27 protein-coding genes and 3 pseudogenes are annotated in these 21468 nt (G+C 32.1%); 29 read left to right on the top strand and 1 reads right to left on the bottom strand.

Annotation, left to right across the window (positions count from 1 at the left end):
* Positions 1 to 694 precede the first annotated feature (694 nt).
* The 7 genes and pseudogenes from BFJ97_RS11775 to BFJ97_RS11745 all read left to right on the top strand — a co-directional run.
* Complete coding sequence (locus BFJ97_RS11775) at positions 695 to 1810, top strand: ankyrin repeat domain-containing protein (protein WP_068984823.1); 1116 nt, start codon at positions 695 to 697, stop codon at positions 1808 to 1810.
* 310 nt (positions 1811 to 2120) lie between these two features.
* A pseudogene (locus BFJ97_RS23650) lies at positions 2121 to 2381 on the top strand (RHS repeat-associated core domain-containing protein); the annotation flags it as partial.
* 146 nt (positions 2382 to 2527) lie between these two features.
* Complete coding sequence (locus BFJ97_RS11760; protein WP_068984822.1) at positions 2528 to 2986, top strand: hypothetical protein; 459 nt, start codon at positions 2528 to 2530, stop codon at positions 2984 to 2986.
* A gap of 252 nt (positions 2987 to 3238) precedes the next feature.
* Complete coding sequence (locus BFJ97_RS11755; protein WP_068984821.1) at positions 3239 to 3853, top strand: hypothetical protein; 615 nt, start codon at positions 3239 to 3241, stop codon at positions 3851 to 3853.
* A gap of 204 nt (positions 3854 to 4057) precedes the next feature.
* Complete coding sequence (locus BFJ97_RS25700; RefSeq protein WP_083227008.1) at positions 4058 to 4402, top strand: RHS repeat domain-containing protein; 345 nt, start codon at positions 4058 to 4060, stop codon at positions 4400 to 4402.
* The gene (locus tag BFJ97_RS11750) at positions 4353 to 4745 is read left to right on the top strand and encodes a hypothetical protein (RefSeq protein ID WP_068984820.1); all 393 of its coding nucleotides are present in this window, start codon (positions 4353 to 4355) and stop codon (positions 4743 to 4745) included. Before BFJ97_RS25700 ends, BFJ97_RS11750 begins: the two co-directional genes overlap by 50 nt.
* A gap of 137 nt (positions 4746 to 4882) precedes the next feature.
* Positions 4883 to 5299 (top strand): annotated as a pseudogene (locus tag BFJ97_RS11745) (hypothetical protein); the annotation flags it as partial.
* 360 nt (positions 5300 to 5659) lie between these two features.
* On the opposite strand, the gene BFJ97_RS11740 reads toward BFJ97_RS11745, so the two are convergent.
* Positions 5660 to 6880 (bottom strand): DUF418 domain-containing protein, encoded by a 1221-nt coding sequence (locus tag BFJ97_RS11740; protein ID WP_068984818.1) that lies wholly within the window; start codon positions 6878 to 6880, stop codon positions 5660 to 5662.
* A gap of 290 nt (positions 6881 to 7170) precedes the next feature.
* Here BFJ97_RS11740 and BFJ97_RS11735 point away from each other — a divergent pair, with 290 nt between their 5' ends.
* The 22 genes and pseudogenes from BFJ97_RS11735 (at position 7171) to BFJ97_RS25690 (ending at position 21386) form a co-directional block, all read left to right on the top strand.
* Positions 7171 to 7653, top strand: a complete 483-nt coding sequence (locus tag BFJ97_RS11735; protein ID WP_068984817.1) for a hypothetical protein — start codon at positions 7171 to 7173, stop codon at positions 7651 to 7653.
* A 62-nt stretch (positions 7654 to 7715) separates the two neighbouring features.
* Positions 7716 to 8264 (top strand): hypothetical protein, encoded by a 549-nt coding sequence (locus BFJ97_RS11730; RefSeq protein WP_068984816.1) that lies wholly within the window; start codon positions 7716 to 7718, stop codon positions 8262 to 8264.
* A 287-nt stretch (positions 8265 to 8551) separates the two neighbouring features.
* A complete protein-coding gene (locus BFJ97_RS11725; RefSeq protein WP_139114428.1) occupies positions 8552 to 9214 on the top strand; it encodes a hypothetical protein in 663 nt (220 codons plus the stop codon).
* Positions 9215 to 9507: 293 nt separating this feature from the next.
* Positions 9508 to 10665: an ISL3 family transposase gene (locus BFJ97_RS11720; RefSeq protein ID WP_068984814.1), complete on the top strand. Its 1158-nt coding sequence runs from the start codon at positions 9508 to 9510 to the stop codon at positions 10663 to 10665.
* A 2-nt stretch (positions 10666 to 10667) separates the two neighbouring features.
* Positions 10668 to 10928 carry a pentapeptide repeat-containing protein gene (locus tag BFJ97_RS11715; RefSeq protein WP_068984813.1) on the top strand — a complete coding sequence of 87 codons (261 nt, stop codon included), beginning with the start codon at positions 10668 to 10670 and terminating at the stop codon, positions 10926 to 10928.
* Positions 10925 to 11185, top strand: coding sequence for a pentapeptide repeat-containing protein (locus BFJ97_RS11710; RefSeq protein ID WP_068984812.1), 261 nt, complete (start codon positions 10925 to 10927; stop codon positions 11183 to 11185). The genes BFJ97_RS11715 and BFJ97_RS11710 overlap by 4 nt, the downstream gene beginning before the upstream one ends.
* 38 nt (positions 11186 to 11223) lie before the next feature.
* The gene (locus BFJ97_RS11705; RefSeq protein WP_068984811.1) at positions 11224 to 11649 is read left to right on the top strand and encodes a hypothetical protein; all 426 of its coding nucleotides are present in this window, start codon (positions 11224 to 11226) and stop codon (positions 11647 to 11649) included.
* 155 nt (positions 11650 to 11804) lie between these two features.
* Positions 11805 to 12203: a hypothetical protein gene (locus BFJ97_RS11700; protein ID WP_068984810.1), complete on the top strand. Its 399-nt coding sequence runs from the start codon at positions 11805 to 11807 to the stop codon at positions 12201 to 12203.
* A gap of 33 nt (positions 12204 to 12236) precedes the next feature.
* Entirely contained in the window at positions 12237 to 13385 is a 1149-nt protein-coding gene (locus tag BFJ97_RS25180; RefSeq protein WP_223553508.1) for a suppressor of fused domain protein, read from the top strand.
* A 537-nt stretch (positions 13386 to 13922) separates the two neighbouring features.
* Positions 13923 to 14354, top strand: a complete 432-nt coding sequence (locus BFJ97_RS11690) for a hypothetical protein (protein ID WP_068984809.1) — start codon at positions 13923 to 13925, stop codon at positions 14352 to 14354.
* Position 14355: 1 nt separating this feature from the next.
* Positions 14356 to 14715, top strand: coding sequence for a hypothetical protein (locus BFJ97_RS11685; protein ID WP_223553507.1), 360 nt, complete (start codon positions 14356 to 14358; stop codon positions 14713 to 14715).
* Positions 14716 to 14790: 75 nt separating this feature from the next.
* Complete coding sequence (locus BFJ97_RS11680) at positions 14791 to 15237, top strand: SUKH-3 domain-containing protein (RefSeq protein WP_068984808.1); 447 nt, start codon at positions 14791 to 14793, stop codon at positions 15235 to 15237.
* Between the two features lie 224 nt (positions 15238 to 15461).
* The gene (locus tag BFJ97_RS11675) at positions 15462 to 16172 is read left to right on the top strand and encodes an Imm3 family immunity protein (RefSeq protein ID WP_223553532.1); all 711 of its coding nucleotides are present in this window, start codon (positions 15462 to 15464) and stop codon (positions 16170 to 16172) included.
* Between the two features lie 272 nt (positions 16173 to 16444).
* Complete coding sequence (locus BFJ97_RS11670) at positions 16445 to 16909, top strand: SMI1/KNR4 family protein (RefSeq protein WP_068984806.1); 465 nt, start codon at positions 16445 to 16447, stop codon at positions 16907 to 16909.
* A 191-nt stretch (positions 16910 to 17100) separates the two neighbouring features.
* A complete protein-coding gene (locus tag BFJ97_RS11665; RefSeq protein ID WP_068984805.1) occupies positions 17101 to 17481 on the top strand; it encodes a hypothetical protein in 381 nt (126 codons plus the stop codon).
* Between the two features lie 37 nt (positions 17482 to 17518).
* Entirely contained in the window at positions 17519 to 18088 is a 570-nt protein-coding gene (locus BFJ97_RS11660; RefSeq protein ID WP_068984804.1) for a suppressor of fused domain protein, read from the top strand.
* A 127-nt stretch (positions 18089 to 18215) separates the two neighbouring features.
* On the top strand, positions 18216 to 18638 hold the full coding sequence (locus tag BFJ97_RS11655) for a hypothetical protein (RefSeq protein WP_068984803.1): 423 nt from the start codon (positions 18216 to 18218) through the stop codon (positions 18636 to 18638).
* Positions 18639 to 18659: 21 nt separating this feature from the next.
* A pseudogene (locus BFJ97_RS25695) lies at positions 18660 to 18740 on the top strand (hypothetical protein); the annotation flags it as partial.
* A gap of 142 nt (positions 18741 to 18882) precedes the next feature.
* Entirely contained in the window at positions 18883 to 19431 is a 549-nt protein-coding gene (locus BFJ97_RS11650; RefSeq protein WP_068984802.1) for an RNA 2'-phosphotransferase, read from the top strand.
* Positions 19432 to 19486: 55 nt separating this feature from the next.
* On the top strand, positions 19487 to 20140 hold the full coding sequence (locus tag BFJ97_RS11645) for an SMI1/KNR4 family protein (RefSeq protein ID WP_068984801.1): 654 nt from the start codon (positions 19487 to 19489) through the stop codon (positions 20138 to 20140).
* Between the two features lie 329 nt (positions 20141 to 20469).
* On the top strand, positions 20470 to 20631 hold the full coding sequence (gene comX, locus BFJ97_RS11640; protein ID WP_068984800.1) for a competence pheromone ComX: 162 nt from the start codon (positions 20470 to 20472) through the stop codon (positions 20629 to 20631).
* Complete coding sequence (locus BFJ97_RS25690; protein WP_368072745.1) at positions 20619 to 21386, top strand: hypothetical protein; 768 nt, start codon at positions 20619 to 20621, stop codon at positions 21384 to 21386. Before comX ends, BFJ97_RS25690 begins: the two co-directional genes overlap by 13 nt.
* The last annotated feature ends 82 nt before the right edge of the window (positions 21387 to 21468 follow it).

The following is a 21468-nucleotide window of genomic DNA, read 5'->3' as shown; positions in this document are numbered from 1 at the left end:
TATCTAAATAGTTTGGTTTTTCGATGATGCTAATACGCTATTGCCTTTTATTCTGGGATGTAATTTAAGTTCTTACACTGTTGTGTAAATCATCATTCTCTATGAATAAAAGAAAAGAAATGTTACATGTTTTAAACATCACAATATGATTCGTACAAATTAAAACCTTGGTGAATATTGTAAAGATATTTATACTTACATCAAAAGAGTGGCATAAATCCTGATCGGGTTTTATTGCAACTCTTTTTTTAAAAATGATTTTTAGGAAACGATTGATGTCTAAATCTAGCACTTGAACAAATAAGTAAGAGCAAAGAATAGTTAAAGAATATCGGCCACAGAAAAGTTCCGTTATGATAACTTAAATCGACTTGTACGGGCAAATCTATCAGATGGTAACGACGTTTAATTAAAGTACAATGCCTATGATGATGTCATTTTCGCGAAAGATAACCATACGCAAGTAACCTTTTACATTACAGATTCTCAAGATATTTTAAAACAACACAATATAGGGCTTAATGATGACATTCGAAACTTTACTTGGGCGCAAAATGGTGGTGGCGCACATACTAAAAAAGCTGCGAAGTATGTACATGATACACTGGTAGAAGCAAATAAAGAAGGAAAGACAGCTGTTGAAGAAGCTCTGAAGTTATTAGATAAAAATGCTAAGAAAGGAAAATTTTTCTAAATGGAAGATATTAAAAAAATATTTGAGGATAATACTGATATTTTTTACAAGATTTATGATTCAATTCGCGAAGACGATGTAAAATTACTTGATAGTATTCTTATTAAATATCCTGAATTTATTAATATTCCTGTATATGGAAATGTTGAGAAAAATGAGAGTTTATTACATTTTGCTTCATCGCGCGGAAAGAAAAATACTTGTTCATATTTAATTAAAAAAGGAATTAATGTGAATGTTGTTGACTCTTGGTACTGTTCATCACTAGAATATGTTGCTGGACAGGGTGACATAGAGTGGGTAAAAGAATTTATTTCAATTGGTGCATGGGTGGATGGAGATAGTAGAGGAATTATTACACCATTAATGTCTGCGGTAATTGAGGGACATATAGAAAATGTTAAGTACCTTCTGGACAGTGGGGCTGATATAAATCGTTTACATAGGCGATTTAACCAAACAGCACTAGATTTAGCTTCTGTATACGATCATCAAAATATTATTGAATTATTAAAGTCAAAAGGAGGTTTATCTGCACATGAACAAATTGATTTAATGAATGAAAGAGGGGATGGAATTTTAGCGCACATTGATAATAAAGTTGGTTCAATATTATCTACAGTGCTAACAAAAAATACTATAGACTTAAGAACAGCTTTAATAAAAAATGACAAGAAATTCAAGTTAATATTTACTATTGGTGTTTTTGAATCCTTACCAAGAATTGAATTAATGATGAGTGTCCCGTATGATTGGCCGGTAAATCGTCAACTAGTTGACGAAAAGTGCGTTGAATCTTTTCCTGCACAATTAATGTTTTTGTTGGGTCAATATAGGTTAGATGGAAATGAACTTCGTGAAGGGATGGTTATTGAAAAGACTGATACTGAATGGAATCAACTTGAATGGCCAAAAAGCACTGATGCATTTATTCTAACTGATTATCAATTTAATCCCGATTTAGAGCAAATTGATGAAGTTGATGATGAAGTTAGTTTGTTGCTACTCATTCCTATTAAATATCCGAAAACAGGTTGCCCTAAGGGAAGTAAAATGGAAAATTGGTTAGGGAAACATCGAACAGCGAAATGGGGGAAAGTCTCCTTAAAGGTATAGTATAACTTTAAGGGTAATATTTTGAGTGTGTGACAAAAAAAGGGTTTACTACCTCCTGAAAGTTAGATCAGAAGTCTAATTTTCAGGGGGTGTTTTAATTTGAACAATCAATAAAATTATTATCTTATGATTCATCGTCCAGGTAATATTTTGAAGCGTATCAACACGACGGTATAGGGAAGATGTCATTCGAGCTGATTATTATGATGACACTTGGGTTTGGTCAGCTAAGCTTGATATCTTTGGGCGAGTGAATGAGTTCACTGGTGAGCAGGATTTCATTCCGTTTAGGTATTAGGGGCAATATGATGACATAGAGATCGGATTGTATTACAACAGATTCCGATACTATGACCCAGAACAAGGGAATTATACTCAAATAGACCCGATTGGACTTGCGGGTGGAAATCCTACCTTGTACGCATATGTGAATAATCCAAATGTAAAAATAGACTCGTTTGGACTGGATGATCTATATGCATTAATTGCAATGCAGGATGGTTGGTACGATGTAATGGAATGGGGTAAGAAAAATCCGGTTGGTCAAATGTATTTAAAGCAAGGGTGTTGAGATGAAAGTTTTGCATTCAAACGTATCAAATGCAACTGTAAAATATCATGGAAATATGAAAATTAGAGGTTATGAACAATGGAAAGGATTTTTACCTCCAGGCAATAAGTGTAGTCACTAAATAAGTTTAAGAAGGAGTGAGTTGTATGGATTTTTCAATAGTTACAGACACTGCGGGTGCGAGAGTTGGTGAATTAGCTAGTGAATTAAGAAACGCATTGGTATCTAATATAAATACAAAATATAAGAATGTCGATGTTTCAATCGGGATAGCCATTAGATGCTTACCTGAATCCTATGAAAGAAAATCATTTATCAGATATACTAAAAAAGATAACTATCTGACAATTGATATGGCAGTTACGGTAGAAGAATATGAAAAAATGTATAAAGTAGAGCAACGGTATCATTTGGGGAATTTAATCTTAGAGTTTCTAAACAGGGCGTTAGAAAAACATAACTTTGAAGGGCTTGAAAAAGAGATTTTCATAAATGACATTAAAATGTGGGCAAGAGAAATTCCTTTGAAAATGGATAATGGTTCAACAAAATTATGTAATTGGTTTAATGAAGAGGTTGATTGGTCTGTAGATCTTGATAAATAAAGATAGCTTTATGTTGGCTTAACATTTTCACAATGAATCTAAATTAAATTTCATTTGACCAAATAAAGAAATTAAAAACATATGTAAAGAAGACGTTGAAGCCTTCCTTTATATATGTTTTTTCATATATTTATTTGATATCTTTAATTGGGACATATTTTTTGGTACGAGAAACTAAAAACTTCAAGAATTTAGTACTAACATGATGGTTTAGGACAAAACGGTAAATGTTGATAGAGGAGGTAAAATAAAATGTCCAACATAAAAAAATTAGAAGCAGTGACAAAAGCACTTGAAGATTTGTGCAATTCGACTCCAGAAAATACATTATCATTAATTAAGACTATTGAAAAAGCAACTAGATTAGAGACTGGATCACCAATTTCGGAATTTTTATCTAATCCAGATTTTATACAAAAATTAATTAATGTTGGGTATCGATATGAATCAGATGAAAAGGTTGTAGAACAGGTACTATGGTCATTAGGTCAAATATCTGATAGAGTTTTTTGGTCTATGCGCCAGCTTTATGATGAATTTGAAGCGGATACCCAAAATATTTATAATTTCTTTCTACAATTTGTAAATCATAAAAATAATAAAATTAGACTTGCAGTAGCGACAGGACTTGTTAAATTACCTCAATTCGAGGAATATTCAAACAAATGGAACTATATTATATCAATAGCAAGCATTCCTCCCAAAATAAAGTCTATGAGATTATTTAGGTGGGTTGTGAAAGGTAATATAAAAAATATACCAAATGAATTTAAATATCCTATTTGCAAAATGTTAAAAGAGTATCTTTATGAGACAAATGTCGAAGGTCATCAAACCAGACTACACAGAAGTTACTTTCAAGTATGACTCGCTTGGTAGACGAATAGAAAAGTGTTCTGACGAGAAAACAACAAGTTTCGTTTGGGATGGGAATACTATCCTACATGAGTATTTCTTGCATAATAATTCAGATATATTTGAAAATATAGATGAGCATCCATCACAGAACGACTCAGAAATACCAGATAATCTAGTCACATGGGTGTTTAATGATGGGTTCGTACAGTTAAAATCACGAGTGAAGGTAACTACAGTATTATTAGTGATTATCTAGGAACGCCTGTAGAATCTTATGATGAACAAGGTAATAAGGTTTGGTCAGCTGAGCTTGATATTTATGGACGAGTGAAAGAATTTACAGGTGAGAAAGACTTCATCCCATTTAGGTATCAAGGTCAGTATGCGGATGAAGAAATAAGATTTTACTATAATCGATATAGGTACTACTCACCACAAGCGGGGATGTATACACAGCCAGACCCGATTGTTCCTGATCCATCACCTGCAAAAGGGAAGGGGGGTGTAAATGATTCCACATCAAAAATTTCAGAAATTCAATACTTATTTAGAAGATGAATATGTTTATGCTGAGTTAGAGCAATTCTGGCTTGATTTTTTTCTAAGCATTTTAGATAAAAACAGTAAAAATAAAAATGAATGGATTTCTCCTTTTTACAACACTAAATTTTCGAACGGGAAAAGTATGATGAATGCAAATCCCATTTTTTCTGCAAAATCATTGAAAAATGAAAAGATTATCAGAATACTTCAGACAGATATGGGAGACCAACAAGAACTTTCTCATTGGATAAATAGTACGATGGATAATCATAATGATGAATTAGTAATCAATTGTGTGTTAAATGAAAAAAACTTAATAGAGATTGAAAGCCTAATACTCAATTGGATTAAATCTTGAGTGAGACCAAATTCAAGCCAGGTTTTGAGGATTTAAAACCAAATAAAAAAGGATTGTCAATTAAGTTCAAAAAAGGAGCATTAATTATGAAAGAAGCTAACGACTTTGTATTTTTCTAGGGAAAGCAAGATGTATTTTCTAACTTTTATTACTCTCCATTTAAGCATCAAGGACAACTTTTTAAATGGAGTGAACAAGCTGTAATGTATCGTAAAGCTAAATTGTTTGGTGCTGATAAAATTGCATTACAAATTATAAGAGCGCAAACACCAGACGAATGTAAGATGCTAGGACGCAGCAGACAAATTCCATTCGATAAAATATGGGGAATAGGTATCGACTGTATAGATACGATAAGTGTAAAAGCACTTGATGCTATAGGTGAGGAGGTAGGAGACTTTATTGTTGAAATTGACAATATTAAAATACAAGAAACATGTAACAAATTAAAGGAAACAGCAAGCGATTACAAACTATTTAAGATATTACTGGCCTGGAACAGGGAAACATTAATTGAAATTATATCAAAAGAGGTTAATTTTTGTGTCGAGTGAGATTTGTATTATGGAATTTTTCCCGTTCGATCCTAAGAAGATTCGAACATTTACCTTCATCTTATAATTGTCGTACCGGTTGCTCATTTAAATACCATTCTCAAGATTTTGTGCAAGGTCTAGTAGAAATTCAAGACGCACTTAGGTAAAGAGTATGTATTTAGAAAATATAAAAATCACTTAATGATGAAAAAAGGGTCAAGATGAGTATCGTCTCTTCTTACTATACGACCTCATCTAGTGTTCTAAGAGGTTGTTGCAGTTAGTATATCTAAATTTAGAATGTTAAATGCATAAAATTAATGTAGGGTGACATGAGAAGGTGCGCTTATTTTTTTATATTTCGTGCTTACTGAATAATTATTTTTTTATGCCTAAATAAGTGATTGATCTCCAAACATATTCTAATGGTCCGAAGCGGAATTTGGATAGCCATAGCTTACTAAAAATCATTTGTAGCACAAAAATGACAATAGCAATGATGATGGCTGTCGTTAAGTGTAGTTTTCCGTATACGCCAAATGCAAACGGCCCAAATAAAAATGTACAAATAATTGATTGGCCGATATAGTTTGTGAATGCCATTCTTCCAGGGAAAGCTAACCACTGTAAAACTTTCTTCCCTTTAACCGTTTGATAGATGAAGATCAAGCTAATAGCATAAAAGATTGTTAGGAGTGGCGAGCTCATATATTGAATCAATTGAGCAGCTGATGCATTTTTTAAAAAGAAAGGTAGTATCCAGCTCAATGTGCCACCAGTAATAAATGTCAGTAACCAAGTAATGAAAAAGCCTTTTCGATAGTCTTCAAAACGCTGAATCCATTTTTTCTTCGCAACGGCTGCCCCGAATAGGAACATTAGTAAGAACGGAAGATTTGTGAATAAATAAAAAATAGGGTCACCTAAAAAAAGAATATATAATCCGTTACGCATTGTATAAAAAGTTCTTTCCATAAGGTTGGCATCCATTAATTCTTGAATGCTTCCATTTTGGTGGGCATCTATTGTAACTTGCATGAGCTGGCGACTTTCCTCTGACATAGTCATGGTCATAGTAGGATTGGAAGACAGAGCTCCTAGCGTTAAAACCCCAAAAAGTAAGCTATATAAAGTAATGCTAATGATTAACATGGCATTAGGTTTTAACTTATGCATGAGAAGGAGTAATAATCCTAAAATTGCGTAGTCTGTTAAAATATCACCAAACCAGATGAAATAGGCATGGAGACAACCGAAAATAAATAACGCAATAAGTCGTCGAGAATAAATTCCCCAGAAGTTTAATTGCTTTGCGGCTGCTCTTTCCTGCATGATGACCATTCCAAAACCGAACAGCATGGAAAAGAGCATAATAAATTTACCATCGACAAACATAGTAAGAAGAGATTTGACTGTGTAATCGGCTTGATTCCAAAAAGAAGTCCATTCATTTTTAAAACTTGGATCTTCCTGCATGTAGACAGGATAAAGAAACCAAACAATATTTGCTAGTATGATTCCAAATAATGCGAACCCCCTTAATACATCGATTGTTTCTATCCGCTCTTTGGCCGATATAGGTGAAAGCTTTTGTTTCATGTACATCATCCTTTTGATTGTTATTTTGTTCCTTCAACAAATAGGTTATTGCTGAAAACTTTTACTAATGAAACTTTAAATGATAATTATCAAGATTTTATAAGGAAAACTAGGATATCGTAATTTTTATAAAATATTTCAAAGGAAAAATTTGCCGTTGAATTGGATGGTCCAAATATAGTGAGATTGGAAATTTATTTACAACGAACTATTGTTGATACTATAGTAAAAAGTACATAAAACATATAGACATAGGTATTTAATTTTTCACGAAATAAAGGGGAGTTTTTATGCAGGAAAAACTTACAGATATTTTTAAGAATAATTCCGTTCAAGATATTTACTTAGTTGGTTTTGTCGATATTGAAGATGGAGCTGCGGAGTTCTATCCTGATATGCGTTTACATTATTTTGAAGTAGGAGAACATTGTATCGAATTTGAATCAATTGACCAGTATTCAAAACTAAGTGTGAGCATAGTTGATTCAATACGATACAAGTTTGAATATGATGAAGATATGCTGCGGTGTAAAACTTCAGTAAGACAAATAATATTTACAGATTCGATGTCTGCTAAAAATACTGTTAAAAGTATAATCATATATGGTATGGAGTTGAATAAGGAACAACTTATTTGTGATAGCATTCAGTTAAACTTAAACAATGGCCAAGAACTTTTCGGTATAAATATTGGTGGAGCTGAGCAACGGAAGTTCTGGATTGAAAATTTTGAAAATGATACAAAACATGCCGAAACAATAATAGAAATATAAGATAGTAAAACATTTTCTTGATGTAAGAGTAATATTTTCGGCGACAATGAAAGGTGCGGGCTATGAGTAGAAAAAGAATTCGGGATTCATTATGGCCAGAAGTCTTAGAAGTGTTTTGCGAAATAGAAAAATTAGATTTGAGTACTCTATTGCGTAGGTTAATAGAAATAGTTAGAAGTAATCAAGAAGCTATTGAGCATTTTTTTGATAATATTCAACAGAATATGTTTTATAAATTTGAAGAAAATGAAAGAACATTGTTCCGGTTCATTGTGAAGGTTGAACTCGAAATGTATATTATTGGTACAAAAGGGGACGATTTTAAATTAATTGTTAAAAGTTATATTAATCGAACACCTAAATCTGATATTGAAGTTTGGAGAAGGGTATCAAATCTAATAACAGATATCATAACATTTGTTTCTTCAACAATATGTCCTCATTGTCAAAGCGACCATCTTAGAATTCTTTCCGATATCGATGGCATAAATTTGTATAAATCTTGTGAAACATGTTCATATACTGAGGCAACCGATAAAGTCACCAAAAGCCAAGAACAATTTATACCTGTAAATGTAGTAATGTTAAAAAAAGCAGGCTATATAAGTTGAACTTTTTCATTTTTTGTTGCTGAGGTCTAAGCAGTTCTGAGTGGAATTCTTAAAAGTTACAACCTATTGCATAAACTAAATAACTTGAAAAGTATCAAAATACGTAAGCCGTAAGTGATAATTTAAAGATATTATTTGAAAGGGAGGAAATGTTGTAAAAGATAAAGCAGAGACGTTAAAAAGTTTAAGTGTGCTATGTTATCTGCTTTGCAAAATTACCGCGCATAAACATGGAAATAATGATTAATGATGGACAGATTATAAGCAATTTAGAAATACGATGGTACTTGTCTAGTGTATGGATTGGTAAAGAGAAAAATTATTACGAAATAGAAATGCTGAAAAATACAAGTTATGGTAGCTTTAATTGGTTATGGTCTGATGTAGATACTATATTATTTGACAAAGACAGTTTGGATTTTATAAGTGCAGTTATAAAATTGAACGAGCCAATAATAGTAAAAAGAGATAAAACGTCTATAATGTTTGCAGAAGAAAAATACGGAAATATAAAAATAAGTAATGTTGGGAATTTTGATTGTAAATTATCAGATTTTACCGAGTACTATGTCGAAGAGGATATATTACTATCCTATTCTGAAAAATGGATCAGAACAAAGCCTTCCATTGAAGTAAAGGTGACCTTAGATTTTTCAATTGTTTTACAGAATAACGAGATGGTAGGAATTGTGATATACAAAGCTAGTAAACACCTACTACCTGACAGTGAATACCTAATTGACAAAAATGAAAATACTGAATCTAACCTTTGTATTATGCTAGGTGATTTTTTTCAATTGCTTGAAAAAATAGATGATGATTTGACACAACATGAAAGATTAGAATTAAAAATGTTATTTTTGGAAATTTACGAACAAACATTACCCTATCCAGACTTACAGTATAAGGCACTAAGAGATACTATATTAAATGTAATAGACTATATTTAATTCAAAAATAAAAGGCTAGCCAATGCGGGAATATAAAGAGTGTATCCTAATGAGCTGAAGCGTAAAGTTAGAAATATATGAGCAATTAAAGAAATACACTGATTATTCACTAGGATTATCTAAGGATAAGTGTAGTCTTTTTTTTGAGGATAACATCCTATATAATGGCTCATCACCATAACTGGTGGTTGATTTTCTATCAATTCAATAATTTTACATTTTACTATAGAAGAAAAGCGAAAACTCACGTATCGTAATTGTTGTCGAGACAAACCACGAGAGGAGTTTTCGCTTTGTACTCCAAGTTTATCAAAATGCTATTACCGTTACCATCTTTTTTCGAAGTTTCTTTTCCATCTGATGAAGAACCAAATGTATTTCCTGTTACTGTAGGTGCTTATTCAGTGCCATGTCCACTTTGCCAAGGGAAAACAATTCGTCATGCACAAACGTTACGTCGTTTTCGTCATGGCTATGCTTGGCACCTAGGATTGATTTGGTTTGAGATGGTAATTCCACGTCATCGTTGTGTTGCTTGTGACCTTACATTTACCTATGACTTTGGTTTAGGGATTATACAAGCGTCATCAGCTTTGTTTCGTAAAGAGCTTGTTCAGCGTTGCCATGGGCGTTCCATTGCTGATGTAGCGCGTGAATATGAACTACCCTATACGACTGTTGAACGTTGGTATTACTTGTATGCACCAGATCAATTAGTAGAAGAAAAAGCTACAGCTATCTGCGTTGATGAGTTCGCCTTGCGCAAAGGACATAATTATGCGACCAGTGTTTTAAATGCCGACACAGGTCACATTTTGGCGATTGTTCCTCATCGAGATCAAGACGCCATTACCGCCGTTTTACAGAAAGTAATAGGTCCTATTCGTGCCGTGGTAAGTGATTTCGCTCCAGCGATGGCAAACGCGATACAAACAGTTTATCCAACTGCGATTCATGTGCTGGATCGCTTTCATCTCGTGCAATTTTTCACAGATGCCCAACAGCGAAGACGACGTTATTTAGGAGAAGCCAAAAAGCATCATAAATCGCGATTCATCGACCGTTGTTTGGCACGAAAACCTGAACAATTAACGGAAGAAGAACGTGGATTTATTGCACAGTGGTACCAGGAAGATTTGCATACAAAACACATTTATCATGCATTGGATCATATGCGTTATGTACTAAAAGCGACAACGATGACACAAGCAAAACGACGGTTAACAGAATGGTTTAAAAGATATCAATTTCATATGTGTGGTGCCGTCTCTAAAATCGCAAAAACATTGATAACACGTGAAAAAGCGTTGTTGGATACCATTATTTCACCGCTATCGAATGGCATTATGGAAGGCACGAATAATAAAATTAAACTCATCAAAAGACGTGGTTTTGGCTATCGAAATGAAGACCGTTTTTTCCTTCGTTTACGTTTAGAAACAGGCCGCTGATTTTGTCACCCACGACTTTTGGTGATGAGCCAAATTATGATTTAAATAATAGTAGCTTTTTAGAAGTGAATTTTAAGGGATGTGATTTTTTAAAAGTTTACTTAAGTGGAGCTTCTTTATGCGGTAGTACTTTTGAGGATTGTATTTTCAAGGATAATATTTTTATTAAGGGGAACTCGGATTATGCAATATTTAAAAAAACAAATATTGCAGGTATTAATGGTTTAGAACTAGTTTTTATGAGTGTGATTTTTCTGAAATGACGATTATTGACTCAGAAATGCGTAATTGTTCTTTTAGTAATGCGAGTTTTTCAAATGTAATATTTAAAAATGTAAATTATGATATTTCTAGTTTTCACTCATCGATTTTTCAGAATGTGAAGTTTATTGATTGTTCATTTGAAAAACTAAGATTTGATGAAGCAGTTGGAATAGAAAGTGTAGATTTTAAGAATACAACCATCATTTTAAATGATCTAGGGAATGAAATTAAGAACTATTTTTCTAAATTGGGTTGATATAACTCTGATTTAACTGTGAGCGAGGTAAATCAAAAATGAAAACTAGACTAGAAAACTTAATTATTTCGTTAAAATTTACAGAAGCTAAAGCCCAAGTGGATGGTATGACTAAAGATGAATTCGAATGCAGTATTTTGGAATTGTGTTATAAATCAGAAAACATCCTATATTATTCTTTTGTTTTAGATCTGTTAAAAAGTAAGGAAACAGCTTTCCTTCACTATATTGCTTCAATTATATTATCTCACCCACTATGTCATTTAGAGGGGGCTTATCAGGCAGCATATTATCACGCAAAAAAGGCAGTAGAATTCGATGAAGATGATGTAGAGCTTAAAGAATATTTATTATTTTTTAATGACATACCTGATAAATTATTGAGTAATCAAGAGGCTAAAACATTAGCTGAACAAATAGTAAGCTTAAAGCCTAAAAGTGAGGTAGCAAAACAATACATTTAAATATCATGAAAATATTAAAGCTTTACATTTAAATGGATACAACTTTTTGTGAGGAGATTACAATTGTAGCTCCAGATATTCCTAGTATGATTTCCATTAGGTTTATGGTATGTAGAACAGGATATTCTTGTAGATAAAAAGGTGGTTAGAACATTATGCATTTAAAAAACAAAGAACTAATTAAACAGACACTAAATGGTACATGGGTTTACGAGAGAATAGTAAATATTGAATATAATATCGAAATTGATTTTGAAGATAATTATGTTGGAACAATGGATCTTACATTTCATGTTGTCCTTTTACAAACAAAGGAACCATTCAAAATAAAGATTAGATATTATAATGTGGACGATTTAACGATAAGAAAAGCAACTACTTTTCCGTTGTCAAGGGACTTAATCGTTCATGATATGAAAGAGCAAGGTTTGGTGAGCAGCCAGCGTTATCATGTACATGATGACAGTGGATATGGTGAAAATGATGGATTTGAATTTATTGATTTTTATTGTACCTCTATGGAAGTCATTTCAGTAGAAGAATTTTATAAGTAAGGACTTTATAAAAAAGAAGGGTATGAAACTAGGATGCAAAATGAAACTACTGGTATTTTAGATTTTATAACAGAACAGTTTGGTCCCATCAATAATACAATCAGTGAAATCATACCTGGTAGTAGGGTAGCGATCGATATTCAAGTTATACTGCCGTCGCAAGAACATGATTTTATCACTCTTGTAACTACAGGAATGAGTGATTGTGCAATGGATGATTCAGAAGAATGTAAGGGAAGTAAGTACGCTGAATTAGTCTTAAAGTTGCCTGCAAATTGGCCAATAAGTAGAAATGAAATGACGAAGCAAGATTATTATTGGCCATTGCAGTGGTTGAGAATGGTCGCTCACATTCCACATCAATATGATGAATGGTTAGAGGAAGGAGTCATGCTGCCAAATGGGGAACCTCCAACTCCATTCGCTTCCAATACAGCATTATCGTGTATTTTAATCAGTACATCTAAAGGAATGAGAAGTTTTATAGATTCGGAAAATAGAAGTATTAATTTTTATACGTTAATACCTATTTATACAGAAGAAAGAATGTTAGCTTTACAATACGGACATGAATATATAATAGAAAGATTTGAAGAGTCTGGTATTACAGACGTACTTGATATACAAAGAGAGAGAATAAAGAAAAAGGGAAAATTCAAGGATATAGGAAAATTTAAAGAAATTTCATTTAGAGGTAGAGTTGCATATGGCATAAGTTGTTTTGAAAACGCAATAATAGCATTAAACTATGATCTTAATAGCTGGAAAATCGTTGTAAATTACCTCTGGGAATTCACAAATTCCAATAATTTAGATGATTGTAATTCAGCAACAGCTGAATTAATCCCAGAAAGTCTATTGGAATCTAAAGAATATGATGAAGACGACTTTGAACGTTTAACTGAAAATGAATTTTATTATTTGTATAATTTATATCAAAAAATTGATGAATCTATTAATTCATTATTATCAGACATTCATGAGCTTGGACAAAGTCATGCTTATAGTAGTATAAGTGGGTACGGTGAAGATAGTCTAAACTCTTTAGAGATACTTATTTATACTATGATTAAAAACAATTATCCATTACCGGACATTAAACTTTTTGAAAAATCTTCTATTAGAGAGGATAAAGGCTGGGGTAATAAGTTTGATGGAACAAAATTATCAAAAATCCTTTAGAAAATTCCAATACATACTAGCGACTATAAATATCAGAAAATCATAGGGAGAACTCATGGAGTGTTTTAAAGATTTCACTTATTATTTGAGAAATCATTTAGAAAACGTAATAAATATTGGATGAATAAACAAACGACAAAACTATATGAACGGAGACGTATCAAAAGTTTTTTTGAACGATTACTTCAATACCGTTCAATTAGTTATGGATACTGACATTACTCAAAATTTTAAAAGGTAAAAATTCTTACGAGGTGAATAAATGGAGATAAATCAAGATATTCTGTAAGCCCGAAATATAAAAAAAGCGCACCTCTTCAACACACGATGAATGACCATCTATCCTAATTTTTTTCGGATAGATGGCTAGTTTGCACATTTGGCTTGGATTTTTTTCGGCCAAGGCATGTAATTATTTAAAATCTCTGGTTGCTGGTGAATCGGTAAATTTGGCAATTCTGTCATTAACATCACTAGGTATTGATAGAAATCGATGCCATTCTTCCGTGAAATTATTTTTAATAGAAGGGAATTAATATGAAAAATCTTAAGAAGGTCGAACTTTCTCAGCTGAGTGATATTAAAGTTGAATATTATACTGGGGTTTCAGAAGAAATCGAAATATTAGTAATAAAGTATTCTGGTAAATACGCGTTCGGATCTGCTGGAAATACTGATGCTATTTATATGAATGCTATGGGAAAGGCAGCAATGGAAGCATGGGATCCGGGTGCCGTTATTATTGATCTACAAGATTTACATTACGAGTGGGGAGATATGCTAGAATATGCTTTTAATATTAGTACAGATGACACATTACCATTAGCTGTTATTGTCGGATTGGGCTGTGAGGAAGCGGTTAGAACATTATTATTAGGAATTGATAGTAAAGAATCAATCGATAAAGTTGGATGGATATTTAAAGATCTCGAGACGGCTTGGAACTATATTCGTAAAGGAAGTAAGTAGAGTGATTGATAACAATTCACCAATCGTTCCTTGGGAAGGACTTGGAGGGGTTAAGCTTTATAGTCATATAAGCCAGTTCTACGATTTAATTGCTAATATGGATGAGAAGTCAAGGTTGTTTACAACGTTTTTTATAAGATATGAAATTAAAGATTCTGTAGACTTGTGGTTCAATTTGATGAATGGGAAGCTTTTTAAGATAACGGCATTGAAAGATTACAAAGGGTTATTATCTAACAAGATACATATTGGGATGCATATTGATGAGGTACTCCAAGTTGAGCCGAGCTTTGAATATGATGATTTTGAAGAAGTCTACGTTAGCTCAAAGGGTATATATATCGAAACTAAATCCAGTTGAGCATACAGTATTGTGGATATCGGTATTTGTTAAAGAAATAGATATTTTGAGAGAGGGTATTGGTAACGAGTGCTTATGGAGAAATTGTCGGTAAAAACGAGAGATATACTACTACAGGCAGGCTGGGATCCAAATAATCAGATTGACGTAACAAAAACCGTAATGTTTTTGGAAGCGATGGGATATCAAGTGTATGATTGTGTGAGTGATGTATTAACCGTTTTTGGTGGGATGACATATAAATTTAAGCACCCTGACGGAAGTATAGAAACATTTCATTTTTGTCCTGAAGAAACAGTAGGGGATTATTATGAAAAAGAAGACTTTGAGGAATTTGAGGCGCGGATAAATGAGCCTCTTATTGTAGTTGGTGAAGCATATCGTGGTTATTTAATTATGTTTATCGCTCAATCGGGTAAGGTATTTGGCAAAAATGCAAGTGCATTATATAAATTCGGCGACAACATTTTTGAAGCATTAGATACTCTTTGTTTATTTAAAATACCGGAAGAAATCAATTAAAATAGGTGTTGGTAATGGAAGAGAACATAGGCTTATGAAATATTGTTGAAGTTTAAGTACTTGATTGTAGGCATCAAGTACTTTTTTTGTATGAAGTAGGTTGAAGGATTAAAAGATTACGGTGAAACAGACTATATATCATTTATTTACTGAAAAAAACTTATTTGGAAGTTATAATCTAATTATTGCCTGGCTTTGTAAAGTGGTAGGAGGAGTTAGATTTGGTGTTTAGTTACGAAGAATATAAAAATTATATATACGAAGATTATGATGAATTAGTAGAAGAAGAAAAGATGAGTAGAGGAGAGGCAATAGCAAGAACTTTTTATGAATATGATATGTTGGCGAAAAAAAGTGAAACAGATAAAGCAATGGTTTTTGTAGTATTTTCGGAAATAATAATTACTCATCAAAAAATTCTTTTTACTTTTAAGAATTATATTGAACAAGCACTAAGGGAATTGGATTTTACAGTAATTAAACAAGAAAATAAATTAACATTGGAACAATTTAATGAATTGTTTTCTAGACAAAAACGTGTTTTACAAGAGCTGAAAAAAATGCCGCTAGATTATTATTCAAGAGTTTGTTGGTATGATGATGAATTAATAGATGAAGTCCACAAATTTATAAACAATTTTGAGTTAGAAAATAAAAATGTAGATTCGTTGGTTTCTACTGTATTGCAACGATTTGATAGAGATTGTAGGAATACACAAAGTGAAAAATTCATTGTTTATACTACACTTGCTGAAAACTTATTGAATCAGGGATTAACAGGAGTGAAAGGTTTTCAAGATGTTAAATATGAGCTGCAAGTGTTCAGCATAAAGGATGTTAGTGATGAACAATTAACAAAAGATGAACAAGAAAAATTAGCAGTTCGAATTAGCAAAGTGTTACTAAAAATTAAGGAGTATGAGCAATATCACTAACTGAAGTCCTCTTTTCTAAAGGATATGAGATATATTCTTATCCAACTACTGGAGACTTCTATGAACTATTCATTGTCAAGTTGGAGCATAAAACAAAATTACTACAAGTTGAATTGCTTGATGATGAATATACCCCTCAAAAGGAAAGGTTTAACCAATTTTATTATTAAAAGGCTGTTGATTCATCATTTTTTATTAGTATAATCCAATTACTTTAGAGACTATTATTGATTGTATAGATTTTGTGTCCTAATAAAGGAGAATGAATGACCATGAAATACTTGAATGAATTAGTTACACAATTTCAAAAAGACAATATACCGATGCACCCTTGTACAACGCAAGAAATTCATGAAGTTAAGAAATTCATAGGTAATCATTATTTACCGATTGCTTACATTGAATTTCTGGAAACAATGGGGAGAGGCACTGAGAACACTTTTTTTCGTGGAGAATCCTGTTATATTGATGAATTGTTAGAATTGAATACTTGGGGAGCAGAACTGTTAGAAGAAAATAATGTAGCTTTAAAGCTTACTGAAAATGAATTTGTTTTTTGGATGTGTCAGGGCTGTATGTTTTGCTTTTTTAAAATGAATGAGGGAGAGAACCCACCAGTTTACGTATTTTCTGAATCAAATAAGAAAAGAGAATTTTATAAAATTACTGATTCGTTTACTGAATTTTTGCATCGGAGATATTTAAAAGATAGGGATATTTTCCGCGAAAAAAATTGAAATAACGGTGATAGTCGATATATTTCATAATAAAACTGAAGTTTTGAAGGCTGAAGGAACAGAATTGTCTGGTATTTCGTTTCCACCATGTATTTAAACCTGGGGCTAATCGGGAATGCGGTCTTTATTTCAGATGAAAGTGCTATAAGGAAACTTTAATCATAAACAATGGCCGAAGGAGTATTAATAGAATGACAAAAGAGTGGTATGAAGATACAGAAATACCTAAAAAGATTCCTAATTTCAATACAACGAGTGTTCATTATATTACAGGTTTCCATTATTTTATAGGATACAATTCATATTATGATGAAGTTTCCTATTTAGAAGTAGATTTTTTAGTAGAAGTGGATAGAAGAAGGTATATGTTGAAGATGAAATTTAATGATATTTCTTGCCTCGATTTATTAGGATTTGGAAATAAATACAATCAATTGATGGGCTTTACAATAAATAATTTAAGTAATAATGGTTTTGAATCAAGTAATAAATATTTAGTAGAAGATTATGAAAACGGGATTATTAAATTTTACTGTGCTAGTTTTGAAGTGCTGTCTTTAGTTGAAATTTAAGTAGAAATAATATAGAAGGAACTCGAGGAGAAATTAGATGATTAACTATGGAGCACTTTACTTCGATCATTACACTAAATTTTTAGGGGAGCCAATCGATCGAGAGGTGTATAAATATAGTGAAGAAATGCCTAGTATCCAAATTTTGAAGTATGACAATGTTTTTGAAGAATGCTTGGTTTATACCACACTTGGTTTGAGTAAATATACAGAAATAATGGGCGATTATATTGAGATTTCCATGGTAGTTGATGGAGCATTTAATAGCTCAGGCTACATTCTCGCAAATACGTTATTTTACTGTATCCATAATCAAATGCATATTGGGAGAGGCTTAGCGATAAGTGGTGTAGAGAATATTGATGCTGCTTTTGTTCAAAAATATAATAAAAGCGCTGTCTATTTTACTGAGTTATATGCTTTTCCGGAAGAATATAGTATTGCCTGTACAGACTCTAACGAAAAGGATGGAAAATTACTGTTAGCATTTTTCATTTCACAGTCAGAATATGATTATTTTGCAACATATGGGGCAGAGAAATTTGAGGATTTGTTAGAAGAAGAGAACGTTGATCCATTTAACGTTAGCAGATCATCAGTGGTTTGAAGGCTGCCCGCTTAATAGAGTGATAGACTTAAGTATTATGTAATTAATCATGAATTAGACATGGGTAAAAATTAAAAACTACTTTCTTTCATTTTAGTTTTGGATTGGAGGAGTAGGAAATTGATATATGAAACTAAAAGAAGTTGAAAATTTACCAGATATATTAGCAACAGATACGATAGCATTAATTTTTCAAAAAACTTTAATTCAATTTGAAAAAAGTAAGATTGAAAAGGGTGAGTTTTTACTTATCCTTAGTCAATTAACTGATAGACAAGTTATGACATACGAATTATTAGAAAATAATACAAGAGATAAATTGGATTTAACGATTTCTAAAATATGGAATACAGATTCTTATGAAGATGTTGATATCATGCTTTCCATAGTTGTAAATCTTGGACTAGTAAAAAGTTTTCAAAAAATAAAAGAATCTATAAACATGAATAAACGGATAGATCAAGTAATACTAGTTGAAATAATAGAGACAATCGAAGAAGTAGGAGATACTATTTCTAATCCATATTATAGTTTAGAAAAGTTTAAATAGATGTAAGGGGATTTTCGTGAAGCAACTTTACATAATGCTAATATAAGTTTAGCATCGTTTGACAGAGCATTGCTAAAAGGAACCAAATTAACAGGGATTTGAGGACTGAGGGATGCCTTTATAGAAAGTATCAATGTCACATGAACATCCAATAATTCTAGTAGGCGAAGAGGCAAGACATTGGTTACAAAAGAATAGTTCCGGAATTGAAACGTCTTAAATTGACAAGGGAGAGGTAATAATTATGGCTTATGAAGAGTTAAGCAAGGAAGTTTCATATGCCCTGCGACACGCGCCATGGGAATATGAATTAGAAATAGATGATGAAGGCTGGGTTTCTCTTAAACAATTAAGAGACGCTTTTTTAGCCACTCCGAAGTGGAGCAAGTTAGAGGTTAATGATTTTATAGAAATGGTCAATATGGCAGAGAAGAAGCGTCATGAGATATATGGCAATAAAATTAGAGCGTTATATGGACATTCAAATAGTATCCATAAGATAGCAAAAGAAGAAAGCATACCACCAAATGTATTGTATCATGGTACGGCTAAGAGATTTCTGGAGAAAATCATGATAGAGGGACTACTTCCACAAGCACGACAATATGTACATTTATCAGTCGATATGGAGACAGCTATTCTCGTTGGAAAAAGAAGAGATCATGACCCGCGAATATTGAAGATCAAAGCAAAAGAAGCCTACGACCAGGGTGTTAAATTTTACTATGGAAACGATAATGTTTGGCTAGTGGATTCGATTGATGCTAAGTATATTGAAAATAGTAATCAATAAATTAATTTTTGGGATGATAATAGGTTCGTTTGGTACATACACAGGATGGTGAAAAATGTTTGAATTAAAAAATATTACAGACTTAACTAAATATGAACCTGCAAGCGAAAAAGAAATACTTGCCATTGAAGACATGATGAATCTTAAGCTACCCGCTGAATATAGAACTTTCCTCAAATACACTAATGGTCTCTCTACTGCAGGTGGTGTGTTGATTTACGGGACAGAAGAAATAATAGAGCGAAACGAAACTTGGGAAGTAAATGAATATGCAAAGGGCTATGTTGCAATCGGTGATGATGGAGGCGGTACTGTCTTTTTAATGGAACTCGATACAGCAGGGAGTACGGTTTTCGCAGTGGGTTGCGGAGATATGAATCCACAAAATGTATCTATCATTGCCGTAGATTTTAACAGTTGGATTGATAGTGGTTGTGCTAGTGAGGCAGAGGAAGAAGAGTTAGGTGACCCTATTGTTACTTGTAATATTGTGTTAACAGCTTCACCAAATGGGGGATTAAAAGATTTAGTTGAAATAAAAAATGTTCTGCACATAAAGATCGCTGCTTTTGATTTACTAAAGTGTTCTAAAAATCTTCCTTGTGAACTTGTTAAGGACTATCCTTACGATCAGGCTATAAAGCTTATTGAATCATTGGGGGCCATTGGACAAACACTAAAAGTAGTTCCTTTAAGTAAAAAAGAGTAAAACATTATATATTACATTGGCTTATTCCAACCAAAAGGGTGAGAAGGAATAAGCTTTTTATTTTGTAATGATGGCGTAAATGGCGATTTGTAATAATAATCTGACAATTTAAAATCGAAAAATATCTATTGAGCAAAAATACTACATTATCTAATATTTTTTAGTATTTTATAGAAAAAATTGTTGAATGTATAAAATAAGGTTGTATAATGAAGTTGTAGTAACACATTTGGTTATTTATTCCTTGGGAAATAATTGGTAAAGCAACTTTGGGAAAAATGTGGCTACAGCAAACGCAAGAAAATAACTAATGAAATGAGGAGATTTTAATGATGAACATGATCCAATTTTTAGAACAAAATCCGTCGTTGGTAACATTGTTAAAAGAAAAAAAGGCTTCTCTAGTTGGTGTTTCAGAGCTTGAACAAAAGGCAATAATAGAATCTTTCGATGAAAATTTATGCATGAAAAGTCGAATTTGGCAAAGTTAAAAAATTTTAAGTATTACTGGCTTGCTATAAGTGTCTATCTTTTATTAGGGTTATATTTGCTCTATGTCACTTATAGCGCGCCTTTTTTAAGTATTGAAATAGATGATGAAAATGGACAATGGCTTATTATCGATCCTTATTATAAAGAGTGGGCAAATAAACAAGACATAGAAGCTGGAGATATTGTTTTAGAAGTAGATCATACTCAAATTAATGATTTACCTAGTATTATGTACGACTCGGTTATACTATCTGCTAAGGTTTTAACGATTCTAAAAGCTGATGGAAGAACGATTGAAATACAAATAAATCACTTAGACATTCCACAACAATTATATTATTTGTTAATAGTCCCTGCTTGTTACTATTTCCTAACTCTAATTATCTCGATTTATTTATATTGCAAACAAAAAAAAGATGTGCTATTGAACTTGCTTAATATGTTTATACTCACTGTTTCATTGGCATATGTTAGCATCGGAGCATCTAGCAAATTAAATAACATCGGAATAATTGTTAATAGTGGTAGCTTGCTATTATGTTTAGTGTTTTTAATACACTTTTTAAGAAATTATTTTAGTTTTTTAGAAATAAAGTGGGCTTTATTTAAAAAAATTCAAGTGTTTTATACAATACCATTGATTGCGGTCATTCTAAGTATTTTTAGTATTATTTATCCATTTGCAAGACCAATAATCTCTAATACAATTTTATGGTTATTTTTTGTATTGCTTATTTTAATTATTGTACATTAATAATTTGTTATTTCAAATACAAAACACCGCAATTAAAAGTATTATTATCAAGTATTGTTATTCCTTTTCTACCATTTCTTTT

Source organism: Lysinibacillus xylanilyticus, from assembly GCF_001708185.1.
Taxonomy (GTDB): Bacteria; Bacillota; Bacilli; order Bacillales_A; family Planococcaceae; genus Lysinibacillus; species Lysinibacillus xylanilyticus_A.
The sequence above is the reverse complement of the archived record's forward strand: the minus strand, read 5'-3'. Positions and strand labels throughout refer to the sequence as shown.

What these genes read in the sequence shown, in the direction of transcription:
- BFJ97_RS11755 (WP_068984821.1), top strand. Translation starts at nt 3,239, where the DNA reads ATGTCCAACATAAAAAAATTAGAAGCAGTGACAAAAGCACTTGAAGAT.
- BFJ97_RS11705 (WP_068984811.1), top strand. Translation starts at nt 11,224, where the DNA reads ATGAAAACTAGACTAGAAAACTTAATTATTTCGTTAAAATTTACAGAA.
- BFJ97_RS11690 (WP_068984809.1), top strand. Translation starts at nt 13,923, where the DNA reads ATGAAAAATCTTAAGAAGGTCGAACTTTCTCAGCTGAGTGATATTAAA.
- BFJ97_RS25180 (WP_223553508.1), top strand. Translation starts at nt 12,237, where the DNA reads ATGCAAAATGAAACTACTGGTATTTTAGATTTTATAACAGAACAGTTT.
- BFJ97_RS11750 (WP_068984820.1), top strand. Translation starts at nt 4,353, where the DNA reads ATGATTCCACATCAAAAATTTCAGAAATTCAATACTTATTTAGAAGAT.
- BFJ97_RS11775 (WP_068984823.1), top strand. Translation starts at nt 695, where the DNA reads ATGGAAGATATTAAAAAAATATTTGAGGATAATACTGATATTTTTTAC.
- BFJ97_RS11760 (WP_068984822.1), top strand. Translation starts at nt 2,528, where the DNA reads ATGGATTTTTCAATAGTTACAGACACTGCGGGTGCGAGAGTTGGTGAA.
- BFJ97_RS11740 (WP_068984818.1), bottom strand. Translation starts at nt 6,880, where the DNA reads ATGAAACAAAAGCTTTCACCTATATCGGCCAAAGAGCGGATAGAAACA.
- BFJ97_RS11645 (WP_068984801.1), top strand. Translation starts at nt 19,487, where the DNA reads ATGTTTGAATTAAAAAATATTACAGACTTAACTAAATATGAACCTGCA.
- BFJ97_RS11650 (WP_068984802.1), top strand. Translation starts at nt 18,883, where the DNA reads ATGGCTTATGAAGAGTTAAGCAAGGAAGTTTCATATGCCCTGCGACAC.
- BFJ97_RS11665 (WP_068984805.1), top strand. Translation starts at nt 17,101, where the DNA reads ATGACAAAAGAGTGGTATGAAGATACAGAAATACCTAAAAAGATTCCT.
- BFJ97_RS11655 (WP_068984803.1), top strand. Translation starts at nt 18,216, where the DNA reads ATGAAACTAAAAGAAGTTGAAAATTTACCAGATATATTAGCAACAGAT.
- BFJ97_RS11670 (WP_068984806.1), top strand. Translation starts at nt 16,445, where the DNA reads ATGAAATACTTGAATGAATTAGTTACACAATTTCAAAAAGACAATATA.
- BFJ97_RS11710 (WP_068984812.1), top strand. Translation starts at nt 10,925, where the DNA reads ATGACGATTATTGACTCAGAAATGCGTAATTGTTCTTTTAGTAATGCG.
- BFJ97_RS11730 (WP_068984816.1), top strand. Translation starts at nt 7,716, where the DNA reads ATGAGTAGAAAAAGAATTCGGGATTCATTATGGCCAGAAGTCTTAGAA.
- BFJ97_RS11700 (WP_068984810.1), top strand. Translation starts at nt 11,805, where the DNA reads ATGCATTTAAAAAACAAAGAACTAATTAAACAGACACTAAATGGTACA.
- comX (WP_068984800.1), top strand. Translation starts at nt 20,470, where the DNA reads ATGATGAACATGATCCAATTTTTAGAACAAAATCCGTCGTTGGTAACA.
- BFJ97_RS11680 (WP_068984808.1), top strand. Translation starts at nt 14,791, where the DNA reads ATGGAGAAATTGTCGGTAAAAACGAGAGATATACTACTACAGGCAGGC.
- BFJ97_RS11660 (WP_068984804.1), top strand. Translation starts at nt 17,519, where the DNA reads ATGATTAACTATGGAGCACTTTACTTCGATCATTACACTAAATTTTTA.
- BFJ97_RS11735 (WP_068984817.1), top strand. Translation starts at nt 7,171, where the DNA reads ATGCAGGAAAAACTTACAGATATTTTTAAGAATAATTCCGTTCAAGAT.